Annotated in this window: 20 protein-coding genes; 16 read left to right on the top strand and 4 right to left on the bottom strand. The window is 70.2% G+C overall.

Annotated features, from left to right (window positions below):
* The first annotated feature begins 46 nt into the window (after nt 1-46).
* The 5 genes from AAEP80_RS15850 (at nt 47) to AAEP80_RS15830 (ending at nt 1809) form a co-directional block, all read left to right on the top strand.
* Nucleotides 47-562, top strand: a complete 516-nt coding sequence (locus tag AAEP80_RS15850; protein WP_402729546.1) for an ArsR/SmtB family transcription factor — start codon at nt 47-49, stop codon at nt 560-562.
* 180 nt (nt 563-742) lie between these two features.
* Entirely contained in the window at nt 743-937 is a 195-nt protein-coding gene (locus tag AAEP80_RS15845) for a helix-turn-helix domain-containing protein (protein WP_281265160.1), read from the top strand.
* Nucleotides 938-1067: 130 nt separating this feature from the next.
* Nucleotides 1068-1166 carry a 30S ribosomal protein bS22 gene (locus AAEP80_RS15840; RefSeq protein ID WP_003792170.1) on the top strand — a complete coding sequence of 33 codons (99 nt, stop codon included), beginning with the start codon at nt 1068-1070 and terminating at the stop codon, nt 1164-1166.
* A 98-nt stretch (nt 1167-1264) separates the two neighbouring features.
* The gene (locus AAEP80_RS15835) at nt 1265-1519 is read left to right on the top strand and encodes a glutaredoxin family protein (RefSeq protein ID WP_281265159.1); all 255 of its coding nucleotides are present in this window, start codon (nt 1265-1267) and stop codon (nt 1517-1519) included.
* Nucleotides 1516-1809, top strand: a complete 294-nt coding sequence (locus AAEP80_RS15830) for a Dabb family protein (RefSeq protein WP_281265158.1) — start codon at nt 1516-1518, stop codon at nt 1807-1809. Before AAEP80_RS15835 ends, AAEP80_RS15830 begins: the two co-directional genes overlap by 4 nt.
* Before the next feature lie 144 nt (nt 1810-1953).
* Here AAEP80_RS15830 and aspS read toward each other — a convergent pair whose 3' ends face one another.
* Nucleotides 1954-3294, bottom strand: a complete 1341-nt coding sequence (gene aspS / locus AAEP80_RS15825; protein WP_420365084.1) for an aspartate--tRNA(Asn) ligase — start codon at nt 3292-3294, stop codon at nt 1954-1956.
* 147 nt (nt 3295-3441) lie between these two features.
* Between aspS and AAEP80_RS15820 the strand changes: the two genes are divergently transcribed.
* Nucleotides 3442-3912 (top strand): hypothetical protein, encoded by a 471-nt coding sequence (locus AAEP80_RS15820; protein ID WP_420365083.1) that lies wholly within the window; start codon nt 3442-3444, stop codon nt 3910-3912.
* 68 nt (nt 3913-3980) lie between these two features.
* On the opposite strand, the gene AAEP80_RS15815 is transcribed toward AAEP80_RS15820, so the two are convergent.
* Complete coding sequence (locus AAEP80_RS15815) at nt 3981-4391, bottom strand: MerR family transcriptional regulator (protein ID WP_413601461.1); 411 nt, start codon at nt 4389-4391, stop codon at nt 3981-3983.
* A 42-nt stretch (nt 4392-4433) separates the two neighbouring features.
* On the opposite strand from AAEP80_RS15815, the gene AAEP80_RS15810 reads away from it, so the two are divergent.
* The 6 genes from AAEP80_RS15810 (at nt 4434) to ccsB (ending at nt 10736) form a co-directional block, all read left to right on the top strand.
* A complete protein-coding gene (locus AAEP80_RS15810; protein WP_420365082.1) occupies nt 4434-5924 on the top strand; it encodes a SulP family inorganic anion transporter in 1491 nt (496 codons plus the stop codon).
* A gap of 67 nt (nt 5925-5991) precedes the next feature.
* On the top strand, nt 5992-6648 hold the full coding sequence (locus tag AAEP80_RS15805; RefSeq protein ID WP_281265153.1) for a histidine phosphatase family protein: 657 nt from the start codon (nt 5992-5994) through the stop codon (nt 6646-6648).
* Nucleotides 6645-7268, top strand: a complete 624-nt coding sequence (locus tag AAEP80_RS15800; protein WP_420365081.1) for a TlpA family protein disulfide reductase — start codon at nt 6645-6647, stop codon at nt 7266-7268. The genes AAEP80_RS15805 and AAEP80_RS15800 overlap by 4 nt, the downstream gene beginning before the upstream one ends.
* A gap of 45 nt (nt 7269-7313) precedes the next feature.
* Nucleotides 7314-8012: a cytochrome c biogenesis CcdA family protein gene (locus AAEP80_RS15795; RefSeq protein WP_281267612.1), complete on the top strand. Its 699-nt coding sequence runs from the start codon at nt 7314-7316 to the stop codon at nt 8010-8012.
* A complete protein-coding gene (gene resB / locus AAEP80_RS15790; protein ID WP_420365080.1) occupies nt 7996-9735 on the top strand; it encodes a cytochrome c biogenesis protein ResB in 1740 nt (579 codons plus the stop codon). The genes AAEP80_RS15795 and resB overlap by 17 nt, the downstream gene beginning before the upstream one ends.
* Before the next feature lie 2 nt (nt 9736-9737).
* Nucleotides 9738-10736 carry a c-type cytochrome biogenesis protein CcsB gene (gene ccsB / locus AAEP80_RS15785; RefSeq protein WP_281267611.1) on the top strand — a complete coding sequence of 333 codons (999 nt, stop codon included), beginning with the start codon at nt 9738-9740 and terminating at the stop codon, nt 10734-10736.
* Between the two features lie 369 nt (nt 10737-11105).
* Here the strand turns inward: ccsB and AAEP80_RS15780 are convergent, their stop codons facing one another.
* Nucleotides 11106-12098: an o-succinylbenzoate synthase gene (locus AAEP80_RS15780; RefSeq protein ID WP_420365079.1), complete on the bottom strand. Its 993-nt coding sequence runs from the start codon at nt 12096-12098 to the stop codon at nt 11106-11108.
* 119 nt (nt 12099-12217) lie between these two features.
* Here AAEP80_RS15780 and AAEP80_RS15775 point away from each other — a divergent pair, with 119 nt between their 5' ends.
* Genes AAEP80_RS15775 through AAEP80_RS15760 form a run of 4 tightly spaced genes read left to right on the top strand, consistent with a single transcriptional unit; the run spans nt 12218 to nt 15784 of the window.
* A complete protein-coding gene (locus tag AAEP80_RS15775) occupies nt 12218-12637 on the top strand; it encodes a hypothetical protein (protein WP_281265149.1) in 420 nt (139 codons plus the stop codon).
* A 50-nt stretch (nt 12638-12687) separates the two neighbouring features.
* Nucleotides 12688-13617 (top strand): 1,4-dihydroxy-2-naphthoyl-CoA synthase, encoded by a 930-nt coding sequence (locus AAEP80_RS15770; RefSeq protein ID WP_420365078.1) that lies wholly within the window; start codon nt 12688-12690, stop codon nt 13615-13617.
* Between the two features lie 13 nt (nt 13618-13630).
* Nucleotides 13631-14764 (top strand): AMP-binding protein, encoded by a 1134-nt coding sequence (locus tag AAEP80_RS15765; RefSeq protein ID WP_420365077.1) that lies wholly within the window; start codon nt 13631-13633, stop codon nt 14762-14764.
* Nucleotides 14765-14788: 24 nt separating this feature from the next.
* On the top strand, nt 14789-15784 hold the full coding sequence (locus tag AAEP80_RS15760; RefSeq protein ID WP_420365076.1) for a 1,4-dihydroxy-2-naphthoate polyprenyltransferase: 996 nt from the start codon (nt 14789-14791) through the stop codon (nt 15782-15784).
* A 22-nt stretch (nt 15785-15806) separates the two neighbouring features.
* On the opposite strand, the gene AAEP80_RS15755 is transcribed toward AAEP80_RS15760, so the two are convergent.
* Nucleotides 15807-16124: a DUF4229 domain-containing protein gene (locus tag AAEP80_RS15755; RefSeq protein ID WP_281265145.1), complete on the bottom strand. Its 318-nt coding sequence runs from the start codon at nt 16122-16124 to the stop codon at nt 15807-15809.
* Nucleotides 16125-16133 lie beyond the last annotated feature (9 nt).

The raw sequence follows: 16133 nt of genomic DNA, 5'->3' as shown, positions 1-16133 counted from the left end.
GACGCATCGCATGGTACATCTGCGCCGGGCCGGTTAGCCTTTCCCCATGGCCGACATCTTCAGCGTGGTCGCGGACCCGACGCGGCGGGAACTCCTCGGGGCGCTCCTCTCGGCCTACGGCGCCGACGCGACCGGCGGAGAGCTCAGCGTCGGTCAGCTCGTCGAGAAGCTCGGGGTCAGCCAGCCCACCGTCTCGAAGCACCTGCGTGTCCTCCGCGACATCGGGCTCGTCACGAGTCGTGAAGAAGGGCAGCACCGGTACTACCGGCTCGACCCCGAACCGCTCCTGCACATCGAGGAGTGGGTCGTGCCGTTCACCGGAGCGGTCGACGCCGACGGCACCCCCGCGACCACGGCGTGGACCCTCGACGGACAGCCCGTCTCGGTCCGTCGGAACGGCGCGGCCGGCAAGGCGACGGTCGAGGTCGGCACCGAGCTCGGGCGCGTCATGGCCGAGGCGTCGTACCGCGCCACCGCGGCGTTCTCGGGCGCGCAGCAGGGCTGGGAGCGGGTCGTCGAGAGCTCGCGACGGCGGTTCACGAAGCGCGGCGAGGACGACTGACCTCACCCGTTCCGGGTGGTCTGGCACGGCGTGCTGTGCGGTGTTCCGCACCGTCCGTCCAGCGACCTCGACGATGCTGGACACGGGGGCTCACGCGCCCCTACAGTTACCAGTGACCACTCAGGTCACACATGAACTCCCGCGCTCGGGACCGAGCGCGAGCCCACCCGAAGGCGGACCATGACCGGCAGTTTCGACGACGTGCGCTTCCTCACCGTCGCTGAGGTCGCCGAGATGATGCGCGTGTCGAAGATGACCGTCTACCGCATGGTGCACGCCGGCGAGCTCCCCGCCATCCGGTTCGGCCGGTCGTTCCGGGTGCCGGAGTCCGCGGTCGCAGCGGTGCTGCGCGGCGGGATCGCGGACGTCGGCTGACCCGATCGGGTCCTGCCGAACTCGTCCGTTCGACATCACAGCGGCCCTCCGGTAGGATCGGGCAGGTTGATTTTCCGCGGCTTCATCGGCCCGGTGTCCGTACATCAGCATCAGTCCGAGCGAGGTCCACATGGGTTCTGTCATCAAGAAGCGTCGCAAGCGCATGGCGAAGAAGAAGCACCGCAAGCTCCTTCGCAAGACGCGTCACCAGCGTCGCAACAAGAAGTAAGTCGCGAGACTTGCCGCAGAAGCCCCGGTTCGCCGGGGCTTTCGTGTTCCCGGGGGACACTGCCGAGACGACGCTCCGAGCGGCGCTACGCTGATCCCATGCCAGCCGTGACGCTCCTCACCAAGCCCGGATGCCATCTCTGCGACGACGCCCGACCCGTCGTCGAACGGGTCGTCGCAGCGCATCCGGGGGTGACGCTCACCGAGACGTCGATCCTCGACGACGACGCGCTCCGACTCGAGTACGCGGAGGACATCCCCGTCGTGCTCATCGACGGTCGTGTCCACAGCAACTGGCGCGTCGACGAGGACCGCCTCGTCCGCGCACTCGAGCAGGCAGGAGCCTCCGCATGATCCAGCACGTCGTCTCGTGGACACTCCGGGAGGACCTCGACCGGGCGTCCTCCATCGACCGGATCCGGACGCTCCTGCACGGACTGATCGGCGTCGTGCCGTCGATCCGCACGCTGCAGGTCGTCGAGAACGTCGCCTACCCCGGGAAGAACCAGGACGTCGCCGTGGTCGCGACGTTCGACGACCTCGCCGGGCTCGACGAGTACCAGGTGCACCCGGACCACCAGGCGGCCGCGGCCGAGATCCGTGGACTCGTCACGGGGCGGGCCGCCATCGACTGGCAGAGCTGAGCCGAGCCTCCCGTCCGCCGCGCGCGCCGGTGTGATCCGCCCTCGCACAACCGAAAGCGGCTCGCGCCACGGGAATCCGTGGTGCGAGCCGCTTTCGGTTGTGCGGACGGACACGGGGCCGACGGAGCCGACCCGCGGGCGGACCTACGGGGTCAGGCGGGTCGGGCCGCGGAACAGGTACGTGACCTCGCGGATGGACGGCTCACCCAGCATGAGCATCAGCACGCGCGCGAGGCCCATGCCGAAGCCACCGTGCGGCGGGACGCCGTAGCGGAAGAAGTCGAGGTACCAGCCGAGCTCGGTGGCGTCGAGCCCCTTCTCCTCGGCCTGTGCCGTGAGGACGTCGACGCGGTGCTCGCGCTGCGCGCCCGTGGAGATCTCGGCGCCGTTGAACAGCAGGTCGTAGCTGTTCGTGAGCGTCGGGTCGTCGGCGTGACGCATGTGGTAGTACGGCCGGATCGAGGCCTCGTAGTCGGTGACGAACACGAACTGGGAGCCGTGGTGCTCCTTGGCCCATGCGGACACGCGGCGCTCGCCCTCCGGGTCGAGGTCGCCGTCGGCGCGGACGACGTCGTGGCCGCTGTCGGCCACGATCTTGCGGGCCTCGGCGAGGGTGACGCGGGGGAACGGCGCGGTCGGGACCTGCAGCTCGAAGCCGAAGACCTCCTCGATGTCCTTGCCGTACTTCTCCTTGACCGCGCTGATGCCGGCGACGAGGACCTCCTCGTGCATCGCCATGACGTCCTCGTGCGACTCGATCCACGAGAACTCCGCGTCGACGGAGGTGAACTCGGTGGCGTGACGGCTGGTGAACGAGGGGTCGGCGCGGAACGCGTCGGCGATCTCGAACACAGCGCCGAAGCCGGCCGGCTGCGCCATCTGCTTGAAGTTCTGCGGCGACTGCGCGAGGTACGCCGTCGTCTCGAAGTACTCGAGCTGGAAGAGCTCGGCGCGGGACTCCGACGCCGAGGCCATCAGCTTCGGGGTGTGGATCTCGATGTAGTCGCGCTCGACCCAGTACGAGCGGAACGCGTGCTCCATCGTCGTCTGGATGCGGAAGATGAGGTTCTGCTTGCGGTTGCGCAGGTCGAGGAAGCGCCAGTCGAGTCGCTTGTCGAGCGAGGAGTCGTCGGCGATCGGGGTCTCCGGGATCGCCGCGCTGACGAGGGTCAGTTCGCCGACCTTGACCTCGAGGCCGCCGAGCTTGACGCGCTCGTCGTGCTTCAGGGTGCCGGTGACGTGGATGAAGGAGCCGTGCGCCAGACCCGAGATCGCCTCGGTCGTGGCGAGTGCCGCCGCCGACACGTCGTCGCCCTCGGTCGCCTCGCGCGTCGCGGGGTTGACGAGCTGGACGGCGCCGGTCTCGTCGCGCAGCACGACGAACTGCACCTTCTTCTGATCGCGGACGGTCTCGACCCATCCGGCCACGGAGACGGGACCGTCGGGGAGGGCGGCGAGGTCGCTGATGCGGGTGCGTTCGATCACGGTCGTCGAGTCTACCGGGCCGCCGGTTCTCCACAGCCCGGTTGCGTCCGGTGGTCGTCCACAGATGCGGCCTGGAGGCTCGGATCGCCTCCGCCGCGCTCGTAGCGTTCTCGATGTGGCCGGGTCGCGAGCGGGGAGGAGGTCCTCATGACGGAGGGGATCGAAGCACTCGCGGCCTGGCCACCTGCGGCGGTCGCGACGGTGGTGGCGGCGCTGAGCGCTGCTGCGCTGACGCTCCTCGGCGCGGTGGTCGGCGGGTGCTGGGCCGTCCTCCGGTGGCGCCGCGACGTCCACCGTGAAGAGCGCGACCGGGCGTGGACGCGGATCGTGTGGGCCGTGGACCTCCTGTGCGCCGATGACGTCGGGCGGAACGACATCGGTCGCGACGCGTTCCGAGCGGTGTACGACATGCAGATTGCTCGCGATGAGGACGTCGAGTTCGTGAGCATCGTGTCCGAGATCACCGGCTTCGAGAAAGGGGACGCCACATGGGCATTGCAATGGACGAGTGGAACGCGTACCGGGCGGAACAACGGCGGAAGGCGATCCGAAAGCGGCATCGGTTCCGCCCGTGGAAGGTCGAGAAGGTCCTCGCCGAGCAGGAACGGATCCAACTGATGATCCGCGCGATGATCCGCGAGCGCAGGGAGCTCGCGGAACGAGCGGAACTCGAGGATTCGGCCAGGTCAGGGGAGCGCGGCGCGGAGGGTGCCGAGGGTGCCGATGAACTCCTCGGCCATGCCCGCTCGCTCGACGAGCTTCGCGTGGCGGGCCCTCGCGTCCTCCAGGAAGGCATCGAGGCGCGCTGCGCGTGCGGCCGTGTCCTCCGCATCACCGCCGGGGAGCCCGTCGACGATGCCGAGCAGGTCGCCCATCTCCTCGAGTGAGAACCCGAGCGGCTTCATCCGGCGGATGACGAGCAGACGCTCCAGGTCGCGCGGGGTGTAGACGCGGAAGCCGCCGGTGGTCCTGCCGCTCGGGACGAGCAGACCGACCTCGTCGTAGTGCCGGATCGTCCGGAGCGACATCCCTGCGCGGTCGGCGAGTTCGCCGATGTGCATCGTGCCGGCCTCGTGCGCGTCGTCCTGGTCGCTCATCGCGGACAACTCTACCCTCACGTAACGGTAGAGTCGTCGGCGATGACGACCCTCACCTCAGCGCCGGCGACCCCGAGCGTCCTGTCCGCACTCCGTTCGCCGAGGCTCCTGACGCGCGAGGTGCTCGCCGGGATCGTCACCGCGCTCGCCCTCATCCCCGAAGCGATCTCCTTCTCGGTCGTCGCGGGCGTCGACCCGGCGGTCGGGCTCTTCTCGAGCGTGGTCATCGCCGTGGTGATCGCGATCGTCGGCGGCCGCCCGGCGATGGTGTCCGCAGCAGCCGGCTCCGTCGCGCTCGTGATCGCCCCGCTGGTGCGCGAGCACGGGATCGACTACCTGGTCCCGACGATCGTGCTCGGCGGCGTGATCCAGCTCGTACTCGGGTTCCTCGGCGTCGCACGGCTGATGCGGTTCATCCCGCGCAGCGTCAACGTGGCGTTCGTGAACGCCCTCGCGATCCTCATCTTCACGGCGCAGCTGCCGAACCTGTTCGGCCGCGACGTGCCGCTCGTGGTCTGGCCGTTGACGGCACTCGGCGTCGCGATCATCGTCGCGTTCCCGTTCCTGACGAAGGCGGTCCCCGCGCCGCTCGTCGCCGTGGTCGTCATCACCGCGGTCACCATCGTCTTCAGCGTCGCCGTCCCGACGGTCGGGGACGAGGGTGCACTGCCGACCGCGCTGCCCGGGTTCAGCGGGATCACGGTGCCGTTCTCGTTCGAGACCCTCTCGATCATCGCGCCGTACGCCTTCGGCATGGCGATCGTCGGCCTCATCGAGACGCTGCTCACGGCGCAGCTCGTCGACGCCATCACCGAGACCGGCTCGAGCAAGTGGCGCGAGTCCTGGGGTCAGGGCATCGCGAACGTCGTGTCGGCGTTCTTCGGCGGCACGGGTGGCTGCGCGATGATCGGGCAGACCGTCATCAACGTGAAGACGGCAGGCGCCAGGACCAGGATCTCGACCTTCGTCGCGGGGGCGTCCGTCCTCGTGCTCACGATCGTGCTGCACGACGTGGTGGCCGAGATCCCGATGGCGGCACTGACGGCTGTGATGCTGATGGTCTGCGTCGCCACCTTCGACTGGCACAGCATCCGCCCGAGGACCCTCGGCCGCATGCCCCTCGGCGAGACGGCCGTCATGGTCATCACCGTGGTCGTCGTCGTGCTGACGAACAACCTCGCCACCGGGGTGATCGTGGGTGTCGTCGTCGCGGCGCTGGTGTTCGCGCGGCGCGTGGCGCACGTCGTCACCGTGGTGCGGGAGCCCGTCGACGAGCACACCGTCCGCTACCGGGTCCGCGGCGCGCTGTTCTTCGCGTCCTCGAACGACCTCGTCACCCGGTTCTCCTACGCCGAGGACCCCGAGCACGTCGTCATCGACATGTCCGAGGCGCACGTGTTCGACGCGAGCACCGTGGCGGCACTCGACGGCGTGGAGCAGCGGTTCGCCAAGCACGGCTCGACCGTCGAGGTCGTCAACCTGAACACCGGGTCGGTCGCGCTGCACGGCAGGCTCTCCGGTCACCTCGACTGAGTGCTCCCGAAGCCGTGGATCGTCTGTGCGGGCGGTGGGAACAGCTGAGCGACCTAGACTGGAACCCATGCCCGCGACCCGAATCCACCTCGTGCGGCACGGCGAGGTACACAACCCGGACCGTGTGCTCTACGGCCGACTCCCGGGCTTCGGACTGAGCGAGCTCGGCACGGCCATGGCCGCCGCGTCCGCCGCCGCGTGGAAGGAGTCCGGCGTCGACGTGCGCCGGATCATCGCCTCGCCGCTGCAGCGCACGCAGGAGTCCGCCGCACCGTGGGCCGAGGCGTACGGCCTCGACGTCACGCTCGACGAACGCCTGATCGAGCCGACGAACCGCTACGAGGGACAGCCCCCCGGGTTCACGAAGCGCTCGCTCCGTCGTCCGGCCGAGTGGCCCTGGATCGCGAACCCGCTCCGCCCGAGCTGGGGGGAGGCGTACGAGTCGATCGCGAACCGCATGCTCGCCGCCGTCGCCACCGCGTGGGAGAGCACCGACGAGGGCGACGTCGTCCTGGTCAGTCACCAGCTGCCGATCTGGATGGTGCACCGGCGTCTCGCGGGGGAGCCCCTGTGGCACGACCCGCGCAAGCGTCGCTGCGACCTCTCGAGCATCACCACCCTCGAGCGTGTCCCCGCCACGCCGAGCGGTCGGTTCACCGAGGTCGGGTACGCCGACCCGGCCGAGGAACTCCGCGGGACGGCGATCGACGAAGGAGCAGTGTGACCGAGCGCAGCACGAAGGGGCGGCTCCTCGCCGTCGGAGCGACCATGCTGGTCGCCGCGATCGCCCTCACCGGCTGCTCCTCCGGCAGCAGCGACAAGCTCTCGCAGCAGTACGGCAGCGGGACGACGCAGAACTACATCTCCGGCGACGGTGCGGTGACCGAGGTCGCCCAGGACAAGCGCACGGACGCGGTCGACTTCGACGCGACGACCACCGACGGCGACGAGCTGACGGCGAAGGCGCTCCGCGGCAAGGTCGTCGTCCTGAACTTCTGGTACGCCGGCTGCCCGCCGTGCCGTGCCGAGGCGAAGTACCTGAACGAGGTGCACCAGAAGTACACCGACGACCAGGTCCAGTTCATCGGCGTGAACGTGCGCGACCAGAAGGCCACCGCCGCCGCGTTCGAGCGCACCTTCAAGGTCGACTACCCGACCGTGCTCGACGCCGACAAGGGCGAGATGCAGCTCGCGCTCTCCGGGCAGATCGCCCCGAACGCGGTCCCGGCGACGATCGTCCTCGACAAGCAGGGCCGGGTCGCGGCCCGCGTGCTCGGTGCCGTGGACAGTACGAGCATCCTGGACACCCTGGTGTCGGACGAGCTCAGCGGCAAGGCCTCCTGAGCTGTGAGCAGCAATCCCTTCGCCGACGCGATCCTCAGCGGGCAGATGCTCGTCGCCCTCCCGGTGGCGCTGCTCGCCGGGCTCGTCTCGTTCCTGTCGCCGTGCGTGCTGCCCCTCGTCCCCGGGTACCTCGGGTACGTCGGCGGTGTCGCCGAGGGCGGACGGGGACGCGGCCGCGTCGTGCTCGGGGTGCTGCTCTTCGTCCTCGGCTTCACGGCGGTGTTCGTCGCCTACACGACGGTGTTCGGTGCGCTCGGGTTCTGGCTCGTCCGCTGGCGCGACCTCATCACGCAGGTCCTCGGTGTCGTGGTGATCGTGATGGGCCTGGTGTTCGTCGGCCGTTTCACGTTCCTCCAGCGCACCCTGAAGCCGTCGTGGACCCCGGCGACCGGGCTCGTCGGCGCACCGCTGCTCGGCATCGTGTTCGGTCTCGGCTGGACCCCGTGCCTCGGCCCGACGCTCGCCGCGATCAACCTGCTCAGCGTGCAGTCCGGCAGTGCCTGGCAGGGGATGTGGCTCGGCGTCGCGTACTGCCTGGGCCTCGGCATCCCGTTCCTGCTCGTCGCGCTCGGCGCCGGCTGGGCCTCCGGAGCGATCCGCGTCGTCAAGCGCCACATGCGCATCGTCAACATCATCGGAGGAGCGATCCTGATCGTCATCGGTCTGCTCATGGTCACCGGTATCTGGTCGGCCGTCATGTCGAGCGTGGGGGCGGTGATCCAGAGCTATGTCCCGGCAGTCTGAGTCCGAGAACGACCTCACCGGCACCGACCAGGCGACGAACGAGGGCGCCGACACCGCATCCGACCCGCAGCGGCCGTCCGACCACGTCGACGGCACCGCGGCGGCGACGACCGACGCCGGCGTGAACCAGCCGAAGCTCGGCTTCGTCGGGTACGTGCGTTTCTTCTGGCGCCAGCTGACCAGCATGCGGACCGCGCTGTTCCTGCTGATGATGCTCGCCCTCGCGGCGATCCCTGGGTCCCTCGTGCCGCAGCGCACGGCGGACCCGAACGGCGTCGTACAGTACAAGGCCGACCACGCGACGCTCTACCCGATCCTCGACAAGCTCCAGGTCTTCGACACCTACACCTCGGTGTGGTTCTCCGCGATCTACCTGCTGCTCTTCGTGTCGCTCATCGGCTGCATCGTGCCCCGCACCCGGCACCACTGGCAGGCGCTCCGCACCCGCCCGCCGAAGACGCCGGTCCGCCTGACGCGACTCGCGGGGTTCCGCACCGTGGCGGTCGAACCGGACACGATGGCGGACGGCGCGACCGAGACGGACGCGGCCACGGGCCTCCCGTCCGTCGACCGCGCGGTCACGCGTGCCATGGCGCTCCTGAAGCGCTCCGGGTACCGCGTCGAGCGCTTCGGCGACTCGGTGAGCGCGGAGCGCGGCTACCTGCGCGAGACGGGCAACCTCGTCTTCCACGCGGCGCTCGTCGGCGTGCTGATCGCCGTCGGCATCGGCGGCGGCTTCGGGTACACCGGCCAGCGGCTCCTCGTGGAAGGCCAGACGTTCTCGAACGTGCTCGGCTCGTACGACTCGTTCAACCCTGGTCGCTGGTTCAACCAGGAGCAGCTCAAGGGCTACAACCTGACCCTCGACAAGTTCGTCACGAAGTACGAGGAGCGGAACCTCAACGCCCTCGGCCAGGCGACGGACTACTCCGCCACGGTGACGAGCAAGGAGAAGGGCGGTGAGTCGAAGACCAGCCGCCTCGGCGTCAACGAACCGCTCTCCATCGGCGGCACGAACGTCTACCTGCTCGGCAACGGGTACGCGATGAACGTGACCGTGCGCGACGGCGACGGGAACGTGGCGTTCCAGGACGTCGTGCCGTTCCTCCCCGCTGACGCGAACTACACCTCCACCGGCGTCATCAAGGTCCCGGACGCGTCGCCGGACCAGCTCGGCATGGTCGGGTTCTTCTACCCGACGGCGGTGAAGCAGACGACCGGCGCGTACGCCTCGACCTACCCGGACATCGAGAACCCGCTGCTCTCGCTGCAGGTCTACACGGGCGACCTCGGGCTCGACGACGGTGTGCCGCGGAGCGTCTACCAGCTCGACACCAAGGGGCTGAAGCAGATCGCCGGCACCAAGGCGGACACCGCGAGCATCCAGCTGAAGCCCGGGCAGACCAAGAAACTGCCGGGGGACGCCGGGTCGATCACGTTCGACGGCGTCAAGCGGTACGTGTCGCTCGACGTGCACCACGACCCGTCGCAGCTCTTCGTCGGTGGCTTCGCGGTGCTCGCCGTGCTCGGCCTCCTCACCTCGCTCTTCGTCCCGCGTCGTCGCGTCTGGGTGAAGGTCGTGCCCAGGACGGGCGCGGCGAACGGCGAGTACGACCTCGAGTACGCGGGCCTCGCCCGCGGCGAGGACCCCAATCTCGAGCGTGCCGTCGGCGAGATCGCCACGCGGCACACGTCGGACCTCGGAGTTAGGATGCCCCAGTGAACATGACGGAGAACCTCGCGACCTACTCGGTCGTGCTCACGTACTCGGCGATGGCCGTCTACGTGATCGCGTTCATCTCGTTCGCGCTGGACATGGCCAAGCGTGCGGGCGAGGTGTCCGTCGCGACCGACACGCAGTCCGTGACGGCGCAGCAGCAGGGCGCCGCGAAGACGGTCGCCACCGTCCAGGGCGGTACCGTCGTGCTCGAGCGGGTGGAGGCACCGGCGAAGACCGGCTCCGGCCGTCGTGGCACCCGGTTCGAACGGGTCGGCATGGCGATGACGATCCTCGCGCTCATCCTGCACGTCGGGTCGATCGTGCTCCGTGGCATCGCGGCCGACCGTGTGCCGTGGGGCAACATGTTCGAGTTCTCCCTGACCGGCACCGGGCTGATCGTGCTGATCTTCCTGCTGGTGCAGCTCTGGCAGAACCTGAAGTTCCTCGGCGTCTTCATCACGGGCCTCACACTCATCCTGCTCGGCATCGCGACGGTCAACTACTACGTGCCCGTCGTGCCGCTCCAGCCGGCGCTGCAGTCGTACTGGCTCGTCATCCACGTGTTCGTGGCGATCGCCGGCACCGGGTTCTTCGCGCTCGGCGCGGGGCTCGCGGTGGCGCAGCTCGTGCAGACCTACCGGCTCGGGCACCCGGCGGTGTCCAAGAAGATCCGCTTCATGGAGACGCTGCCGGACGCCGACCGGCTCGAGGTCCTGACCTACCGCGTGCTCCTCGTCGGCTTCGTCCTCTGGACCTTCACGCTCATCGCCGGTGCGATCTGGGCCGAGCGTGCCTGGGGACGCTACTGGGGCTGGGACACGAAGGAAGTCTGGACGTTCATCATCTGGGTCGTCTACGCCGGGTACATCCACGCTCGTGCGACCCGTGGGTGGCGCGGCGCTCGGTCGTCGTGGCTCGCGCTCATCGGGTTCGCGGCCGTCATGTTCAACTTCTCCGTCGTGAACGTGTTCTTCAAGGGCCTGCACAGCTACTCCGGTCTGTGAGCGTCGTCCGCCGCTGACGCGGCACGCCGGCCTGGAGGCTCGGTGCAGGTCCGCCCCCGGGCCCGGCTCGGGCCTGCCCGAGTGGTCGTTCGGGCCTGCCCGAGTGGTCGCAACACCCCGTCGGTTTGTCGCCGAGTGGTCGCAACACCCCGTCGGTTTGTCGCCGAGTGGTCGCAACACCCCGTCGGTTCGTCGCCGAGTGGTCGCAACACCCCGTCGGTTCGTCGCCGAGTGGTCAGGGCCCGTCGTTCTGCGGACCAGCGACCGACAGATGGTGACCGCCCAGGGGATGTGAGCGGGGGGTCGTGACCGGTCAGGGGCGGGAGGTCAGGGGCGGGACGTCAGGGGCGGGACGTCAGGGGCGAGACGTCAGGGGCGGGTCGGAGCGGCAGCGAGCAGGGCGTGCACCCGCTCGAGCCGGGAACGCCACCACGCGGTGCGCGCGGGCGGCGCGGCGAACCGGGCCACCAGGGAAGGTGCGGCGTCCACGCGACGCACCCCGATCCTCCCGTCCGCCGGCAGGAGCGGATCGGGCGTGACGTCCCCCTCGAACATCGCCGCGGTCCCGAGCCCCGCGGCGTAGCCGGGTGACATCGCGGCCGCGGCGAGGAACGCCCCCATCCCGAGCCCGACCGACGTGTCGAGTGCGCTGGACACGACGCAGGGGAGCCCGGCCGACTCGATCACCGACAGCGCCGCGGTGATCCCGCCGAGCGGCTGCGCCTTCACGACGAGCACGTCGGCGGCCCCTGCCCGCGCGACGGCCAGCGGGTCAGAGGCCTTGCGGACGCTCTCGTCCGCAGCGATCGGCACGCCGAGGCCGGCGATCCGCGATCGGAGTGCTGCGAGTTCCGGGACCGTGCGGCAGGGCTGCTCGGCGTACTGCAGGTCGTACGGGGCGAGCCGCTCGAGCGCCTCCGCTGCCTGGTCCACGGTCCACAGGCCGTTCGCGTCGACCCGCACGGACGCGGCCCGGCCCATCACCCGACGGACCTCGGCGACCCGCGCCACGTCGTCGTCGATCGTCGTCCCGGGCTCAGCCACCTTGACCTTCGCGGTCGTGCACCCGGGGTAGCGTGCCAGGAGCCCGGCGACGGCACCCGGCTCGATCGCGGGAACGGTGGCGTTGACGGGGACGGATGCCGCGGCGGGGACGTGCTCCGTCCAGCCGAAGTCGATCGCTCCGCGCAGCCAGGCAGCCGCTTCGGCGTCGTCGTACTCCACGAACGGGGAGAACTCGGTCCACCCGGCCGGACCGCGGAGGACCATCGCCTCGCGCGTGGTGATCCCGCGGAAGCGGACCCGCATCGGGAGGGCGACGACGTGGGCGTCGGCGAGGAGTTCGGAAAGGGCGGGGGGCACACGGACATCTTCGTCCAGCGGACCTCACAGTTCCTCGGAGGGGACCGCCAGGGCAGAGCATTAGCATGCATCGGTCGGCCTCGGTCGGCTCCGATCCGCCGCGACCAGAGGGAGGCTCCGTGACGTCCAACCCGCACCAGCGGTCGTCACGCAGCACGCCCGGCGGGGGCAGCGACGAGTTCGCCCGCCTCATGCGCAGCAACACCGTCGACGTCCGGGCGAAGACCGCCACACGGCGCCGCAAGAACCCCCTCGTCGGCAAGATCGCCTTCGGCCTCGCCATCGTCTCGGCCGCCGTCGACGCCAGCGCGTTCGCGGTGTTCATGGGCGGCGACACGACCTTCGCGTTCGGCATCTGCTTCGTCGTCGTGTTCCTGACGCTCGTCGCCGCCGTCCTCGGGTTCATCGCCGCGGTCGGCGGGTTCGGCCGGTGGTACGGCTCCATCGGCGTCGTCGTGGCGTTCTTCGCGAACCCGGTGATCCTCATCGTGCTCGTCGTCATGGTCGCCCCGGAGCTCCTCACCGACATGGGGGCATAGGCCCCTCGGAGACAGGGCGGGGCGGAGGCCTCCGGCGATAGGTTGGGTGCATGCCCGACACCGTGTCCGACCTGTTCGACCCCGACGTCTGGACGACCGCCCCCGCAGCGGCGTCGTTCACCGACATCACGTACCACAAGCACGTCTCGCACGGGATCGTCCGCATCGCGTTCGACCGTCCAGAGGTCCGGAACGCCTTCCGCCCCCGCACGGTGGACGAGCTCTACCGCGCCCTCGACGACGCCCGCCAGGACCCCCGCGTCGGCGTCGTCCTGCTCACCGGCAACGGCCCGAGCCCGAAGGACGGCGGCTGGGCGTTCTGCTCCGGCGGTGACCAGCGCATCCGCGGTCGCAGCGGCTACCAGTACGTCGGTGACGAGGGCGCCCCGCCGGAGGGCGTGGACCCGGCAGCAGCCCGGGCGTCGATGGGTCGGCTGCACATCCTCGAGGTCCAGCGACTGATCCGCATGATGCCGAAGGTCGTCATCGCCGTGGTCCCCGGGTGGGCGGCCGGCGGCGGTCACTCGTTGCACGCCATCTGCGACCTCACGATCGCGAGCGCCGAGCACGGGAAGTTCAAGCAGACCGATGCCGACGTCGGGTCGTTCGACGGCGGGTACGGCAGCGCCTACTACGCCAAGCAGATCGGCCAGAAGTTCGCGCGAGAGGTGTTCTTCCTGGCGCAGGAGTACTCGGCACAGCGCGCGTACGAGATGGGCGCCGTGAACGCCGTCGTGCCGCACGAGGACCTCGAACGCGAGGCGATCCGCTGGGGCGAGATCATCCTCGGCAAGTCCCCGACGGCGATCCGGATGCTCAAGTACGCCTTCAACGCGGTCGACGACGGCATGGTCGGCCAGCAGGTCTTCGCCGGCGAGGCCACCCGCCTCGCCTACGGCACCGACGAGGCCGTCGAGGGCCGCGACTCGTTCCTCGAGAAGCGCGCGCCCGAGTGGACGTCCTTCCCCTGGCACTACTGATGCGGCGTCCCTGATGCCCCGCCCCCTGGTCCGGCTCGGCGCGTCGGACCCGCTGGCCGTGCTGCGCGGCCTGGAGGCTGCCCTCGCCGGCGGTCCCGCACTGCTCCCCGTCGCCGAGGGCGTTCCCGCCCTGCCGACCCCGGCTCCGGCTGACGTCGAGCAGCGGGTCGCCCTCGTCGTCGAGACGAGCGGTTCCACCGGCACCGGCAAACGTGTGGCGCTGTCCTCCGAGGCGCTCCTCGCCGGCGCGGCGGCAGCCGACGCCGCCCTCGGTGGACCCGGCGGGTGGGTGCTCGCGCTGCCGACCCACTACATCGCCGGCCTCAACGTGCTCACGCGGTCGATCGCGGCGGGCACGACCCCGTCGGTCGTCGCCCCCGGGCACTTCGAGGCCGAGGCGTTCGCGGACGCCGCCGATCGGCTCGCGACCGGTCCGGCTGCACCGCGTCGGTACACGTCGCTCGTCCCGGTCCAGCTCGCCCGCGTGCTCGACGACCCTCGTGCGACGGCAGCGCTGGCGGGGTTCGACGCGGTCCTCGTCGGCGGTCAGTCGACCCCGGGACCGCTGCGGGAACGCGCGGTGGCGGCCGGTGTGCACGTCGTCACGACGTACGGCGCGAGCGAGACGAGTGGCGGCTGCGTCTACGACGGACGGCCGTTCGGCACCGTCCGCACGGAACTCGTCGACGGTGAGCTCCTGCTGCACGGCCCCATGCTCGCGGAGGGCTACCTCGGCGACGCGGACCGGACCGCGGCGACGTTCGTCGAGCGTGACGGGCTCCGGTGGTACCGCACGGGCGACGCGGCGACGCTCGACGACGGCCGGGTCCGGGTGCTCGGCCGGCTCGACGACGTGATCATCTCGGGCGGCGAGAAGGTCCCGCTCGGACTGGTCGAGCGTCACGTCCGGGAGCTCCCCGGGCAGGACGCCGCGGTGGTCACCCGTCGGGACTCCGGGGAGTGGGGCGAGGTCCCCGTCGTCGTGACGGCGACACCGCTCGACCTCGACACGGTCCGTGCCCACGTCGGTGCGGCACTCGGACGCGCGGCGAGGCCCGCCGAGGTCGTGGTCGTCGACCGCGTGCCGATGCTCGCGTCCGGCAAGCCCGACCGGCGGGCGATCCGAGCACTCGTCGCTGATCGATAGCTCCCACGAATAGGATTGACGGTCGTGGCACGAGCGAAGAACGAGACGCACAAGCAGGGCAGGTCGGGCAACCCGGCCAAGGCGGCATCCCCGGCACGGACCCGCGGTCGCGCGACCGCACGCGACTGGATCGGCGGGGCACGACTCCGCACCCTGACGCTCGGTGTCGTCCCGGTCGTGCTCGGCACCACGGTGGGCTTCGTCGACAGCGGCATCGCCGGTGACTTCGGCGCCTTCTTCGCGAAGGACGGCCACCTCACCATCGCCGTGCTCGCGCTCCTCGTCGCCCTGTTCCTGCAGATCGGCGTGAACTACAGCAACGACTACTCGGACGGTGTCCGCGGGACCGACGAGTTCCGCGTGGGCCCCGCCCGGCTCACGGGCGCCGGCCTCGCCAAGCCCCGCACGGTGCTCACGGTCGCCCTGACGTTCTTCGGGCTCGCCGCCGTCGCCGGCATCGTCATCGTGGTCCTCACTCAGCTCTGGTGGCTGCTGATCGTCGGCGCCGCAGCGATCGTCGCCGCGTGGTTCTACACGGGCGGCAAGAAGCCGTACGGGTACAACGCGCTCGGCGAGGTCTTCGTCTTCGTCTTCTTCGGTCTCGTCGCCGTGCTCGGGACCGAGTACGTGCTCATCGGCCGGGTCACCGCGAGTGGCTGGGCAGCGGCCGTCGCCGCCGGGTTCTTCGCCTGCGCCGTCCTGATGGTCAACAACATCCGTGACATCGACGAGGACCGGCTCGCCGGCAAGCGGACCCTGGCGGTCACCGTCGGACTGCCGATCGCCCGCGTGCTCTACGGCCTGTTCCTGCTGCTGCCGTACGTGCTGCTCATCTGGTTCGTGCTGCTGTACTTCCGGACCGGCTTCACGTACTTCTCGCTGCTGCTGGTGCTGCCGGCACTCGCGATCGGGGTGTCGTCCCGCAAGCCGCGCGAGCTCATCACCGCGCTGCAGCTGTCGTCGTTCGGGTCGTTGGCCTACGGCGTCGTGCTCGGCGTCACGCTCGCGCTGCAGCCGTAGCCGCAGGCCTGGGCGGGACGGGTCAGTCGGTGGGGTGCTCGCGGCGCTCCGCGTGACGGTCGGCGTCCGACACCGGGGCGTCCACGTCGGTGTCGGACGCCGAGACGAAGTCGTCCTCGAAGTCGGAGTCGGCGTCCCGCTCCGGGCGGCCGCGTCGGTTCGCCATGCTCGTGGTGACCTCAGAGCGGAGCTTCGGCAGCGCGATGTACGAGACGAGCAGGCCGATGAGCGCCGCGCCGATCGTCGCCCAGTACCACGGGAGGCCGATCACGAACAGGACGACGAGCGCCGCCGCGAAGATCCCGAGACGGGCGAGGGTGTAGACGAGCCACGCTTTCACCCGGCAAGT

It is taken from the genome of Curtobacterium sp. L3-7 (assembly GCF_048756585.1).
GTDB lineage: Bacteria > Actinomycetota > Actinomycetes > Actinomycetales > Microbacteriaceae > Curtobacterium.
The sequence above is the reverse complement of the archived record's forward strand: the minus strand, read 5'-3'. Positions and strand labels throughout refer to the sequence as shown.

Excerpts from the sequence above, each read along its gene's own strand:
- AAEP80_RS15850 (WP_402729546.1), top strand. The coding sequence starts at position 47 with ATGGCCGACATCTTCAGCGTGGTCGCGGACCCGACGCGGCGGGAACTC.
- AAEP80_RS15845 (WP_281265160.1), top strand. The coding sequence starts at position 743 with ATGACCGGCAGTTTCGACGACGTGCGCTTCCTCACCGTCGCTGAGGTC.
- AAEP80_RS15840 (WP_003792170.1), top strand. The coding sequence starts at position 1,068 with ATGGGTTCTGTCATCAAGAAGCGTCGCAAGCGCATGGCGAAGAAGAAG.
- AAEP80_RS15835 (WP_281265159.1), top strand. The coding sequence starts at position 1,265 with ATGCCAGCCGTGACGCTCCTCACCAAGCCCGGATGCCATCTCTGCGAC.
- AAEP80_RS15830 (WP_281265158.1), top strand. The coding sequence starts at position 1,516 with ATGATCCAGCACGTCGTCTCGTGGACACTCCGGGAGGACCTCGACCGG.
- AAEP80_RS15820 (WP_420365083.1), top strand. The coding sequence starts at position 3,442 with ATGACGGAGGGGATCGAAGCACTCGCGGCCTGGCCACCTGCGGCGGTC.
- AAEP80_RS15815 (WP_413601461.1), bottom strand. The coding sequence starts at position 4,391 with ATGAGCGACCAGGACGACGCGCACGAGGCCGGCACGATGCACATCGGC.
- AAEP80_RS15810 (WP_420365082.1), top strand. The coding sequence starts at position 4,434 with ATGACGACCCTCACCTCAGCGCCGGCGACCCCGAGCGTCCTGTCCGCA.
- AAEP80_RS15805 (WP_281265153.1), top strand. The coding sequence starts at position 5,992 with ATGCCCGCGACCCGAATCCACCTCGTGCGGCACGGCGAGGTACACAAC.
- AAEP80_RS15795 (WP_281267612.1), top strand. The coding sequence starts at position 7,314 with ATGCTCGTCGCCCTCCCGGTGGCGCTGCTCGCCGGGCTCGTCTCGTTC.
- resB (WP_420365080.1), top strand. The coding sequence starts at position 7,996 with ATGTCCCGGCAGTCTGAGTCCGAGAACGACCTCACCGGCACCGACCAG.
- ccsB (WP_281267611.1), top strand. The coding sequence starts at position 9,738 with ATGACGGAGAACCTCGCGACCTACTCGGTCGTGCTCACGTACTCGGCG.
- AAEP80_RS15770 (WP_420365078.1), top strand. The coding sequence starts at position 12,688 with ATGCCCGACACCGTGTCCGACCTGTTCGACCCCGACGTCTGGACGACC.
- AAEP80_RS15765 (WP_420365077.1), top strand. The coding sequence starts at position 13,631 with ATGCCCCGCCCCCTGGTCCGGCTCGGCGCGTCGGACCCGCTGGCCGTG.